3 protein-coding genes are annotated in these 2,908 nt (G+C 72.7%); all 3 read right to left on the bottom strand.

From position 1 onward, the window contains the following. Positions 1-32: 32 nt before the first annotated feature. The gene (locus PROKR_RS07880; protein WP_036961633.1) at positions 33-896 is read right to left on the bottom strand and encodes an NAD-dependent epimerase/dehydratase family protein; all 864 of its coding nucleotides are present in this window, start codon (positions 894-896) and stop codon (positions 33-35) included. A gap of 70 nt (positions 897-966) precedes the next feature. After that, entirely contained in the window at positions 967-1,752 is a 786-nt protein-coding gene (locus tag PROKR_RS07885) for a deoxyribonuclease IV (RefSeq protein WP_036961636.1), read from the bottom strand. 189 nt (positions 1,753-1,941) lie between these two features. Further along, positions 1,942-2,908 (bottom strand): hypothetical protein (locus tag PROKR_RS07890; protein ID WP_211240065.1); only part of this gene is annotated, 967 nt, incomplete at its 5' end.

A 2,908-nucleotide genomic window follows, 5' to 3' on the forward strand; every position in this document is an offset into this window, starting at 1 on the left:
CCGCCCGCGCGTAGGCGCGGGCGGCCCGGGCGTCAGACCTCGTCCTGCCAGCGGTGCTGCGGTGCGTAGCCGAGCACCCGGCGGGCCTTGTCGATGCTCAGCAGGGTCTCGCGGCCCTGCAGCGGGCGACGCAGCGGAACGCCGGGGAACTGCTCGGCCACCAGGTCCGCCGAGTCCCGCTCCATGACCGTGTCGTCGTTCGCGATGACGAACGCCTCGAACCCCGTGAAGTCCGCCTCCAGGGCGCGGCGCACGGCCTGGGCCCCGTCGCGCCCGTCGATGTAGCCCCACAGGTTCCAGCGCCGGGCCGCGGCGTCGTCCTGCCAGGACGGGAAGCGCGCGTAGTCCTCGGGGCGCATCACGTTGGAGAACCGCAGTGCCGCCACCTTGAGCTCCGGCTCCCAGCGCGCGAAGTGCCGGGCCGTCTCCTCCTCGAGCGACTTGCCGAGCGAGTACGTGGACTGCGGCAGCACGTCGTACTCCTCGTCCACGGGGACGTACGGCGGCGGTACGTCGAACGGCAGGCCGAGCACGGTCTCGGAGGACGCCGTGACCACGTTCCGCACGCCCACCACCTGGGCCGCGCGCAGCACGTTGTAGGTGCTGGGCACGTTGTTGCGGAACGTCGCGGCGTTGGTCGCCAGCCCGGGCGCGGGGATGGCGGACAGGTGCACGACGGCGTCGGCCGCGCGGCCCTCGTCCACGCCGGACAGCAGCTCGACCACCTGCCCGAGGTCGGTCAGGTCGGCGACCGTGAACCGGCCCGCACTGCCCTGCTCGGGCGGCACCCGGTCGGTCGCGACGACGTCGTACCCGGAGTCCGCCAGGTGCTCCACCACGAACCGGCCGAGCTTGCCGCTCGCACCCGTGACCACTACCCGCTGCGTCGTTGCCATGCGTCTGATCCTGCCAGGTGGTCCCGACAGGCTCGACCACCGGAGCAGGCTCGGCCGGCAGGGCCTTGTGTCAGCCCAGGTTCTCGCGCAGCCAGGCGATGTCCGGCGCCATGTCGCCCTTGGTCTCGCAGATCACGGGGGCGCCCGCCGCGGCGATCACGCCGATCAGCAGGTCCTCGGGGATCTGCCCCTGGCCGAAGTTGGTGTGCCGGTCCGCACCCGAGCCCGCCTCGTCGCGCGAGTCGTTGGCGTGCACCAGGTCGATGCGGCCCGTGATCGCGCGGATCTGGTCGGCGGCCGCCGCGAGGTCGATCCCGCCGGCCCAGGCGTGGCAGGTGTCGAGCGTGAAGCCGACGTCAGCCCCGCCGTCCGCCTTGCTCACGGCCGCCCAGAGCTGCTCGATCCGCTCCAGGCGCCGCGCCATCGAGTGGTCGCCGCCCGCCGTGTTCTCGATGAGCACCGGGACGTCGGTCTCCAGCGCGTCGATCGCCTTGCGCCAGTTGTCGAAGCCCTTGGCCGGGTCGTCGTTCGCCGTGACGTGCCCGCCGTGCACCACGACGCCCTTCGCGCCGATCGCGCTCGCCCCGTCCATGATCTGCTGCAGCAGCTTGCGGCTCGGGATGCGGATCCGGTTGTTGGTCGAGGCCACGTTGATCACGTACGGCGCGTGCACGTAGAGGTCAAGGTCGGCCGCGGCGGCGTCGGCCCGGAGCGCCTCCGCGCCGCCCTCGTAGGGCAGGTCCGGGACCTTCCACGCCTGGGGATCGCTGAGGAACACCTGCACCGCGTCCGCGTCGAGCGTCTTCGCCGCCCCGATCGCGTCGGCCAGGTCCACGTGCGCGCCGATTCTCACCATGGGCCCACCCTAGTTCTCCGTCGCCGCTGAACGTCTGATACGGGCATCACCAGCCGGTTCGCACCCGAGGATCTGTTCAGACCACGAACTCCTGCCCGTGGGAATGAGCTTGAACCGTTGCAACATCGTGGCTTGAACAGAACCTCGGAGGTCAACCAGCAGCGGTCGCGACGGCGACACCGACGCGGGTCAGCCCAGCCGGCGGACTCCCACCTGGGAGACCTCCAGCAGGTTCCCGTCCACCGCCAGCAGCATCGTCTCCAGCCGCTCCGTCAGCACGTGCGACGACGTCCCGTCCCAGACCAGCTCCCCGGAGGCGATGTCGAGCGAGACGAGCTCGGTGTCGCCCGACCCGCTCTCCAGGAGCATCAGCAGGGACTGCCCGTCGGTGAAGGCCTGGGAGACGTAGCCGCTCTCGTAGGGCCAGTCGTACAGGCCGGACGCGGTACGCCAGGTCCAGCGCACGGCGCCCGTGGCGAGGTCCATCCCGCGGACGTCGCCGGTCCAGGTCGTGGTCACGACCGTGTCGTCGACCTGCGCGAGGTACTGCGCGGAGCCGTCCCGCACCGCGACGTCCCAGCGCCGGGTGCCGTCCGGGGTGTACGACCGCAGCCGCCCGCCGGGCGGGTCCGTCGAGAGAAGCGTCGCCTCGGCGGGCGCATCGGTGGTCCGCGGGCGGTTCAGGCTTCCGGCCACCCGGGCGACGATTGCGCCGTCCGCGGTGAAGAGCGTGCTGGCCATCGTGCCGTCGGAGCGCTGGGCGATGGTCTGCGCGACGTACCCGCCCGTGTCCAGGCCGAACACCCAGCCGAACCCGGGCACGCCCGCCATCGGCAGCACCGCGCCGTCCGTGGTGACGCCGACCCGGAAGCCGCAGCCCCACAGCTGCACGAGGGCGGGCTCGATCCGGGCGCCGAACCCCTCGGCGTCGAGGCGCTCACCGGTCCTGACGATGTCGTCCGACCGGTCCCAGGGCAGGGCGGGGCCGGCGCGGCAGCCCTCGGCCGCCATCGGGCGGAACGGCACGGTCACGCGCCAGCGCTCCTCGCCCGTGGCCGCTTCCTCGGCACGGACCAGCAGGTCCCGGCCGGCCGTCACCGTGCCGCTGCACTCCCCCTCGTCCGGGCACTGGGCGCCCTCCGGTGCCGTCGGCTCG

This window comes from Promicromonospora kroppenstedtii DSM 19349, from assembly GCF_000515355.1.
In the GTDB taxonomy this organism is placed as follows: Bacteria; Actinomycetota; Actinomycetes; order Actinomycetales; family Cellulomonadaceae; genus Promicromonospora; species Promicromonospora kroppenstedtii.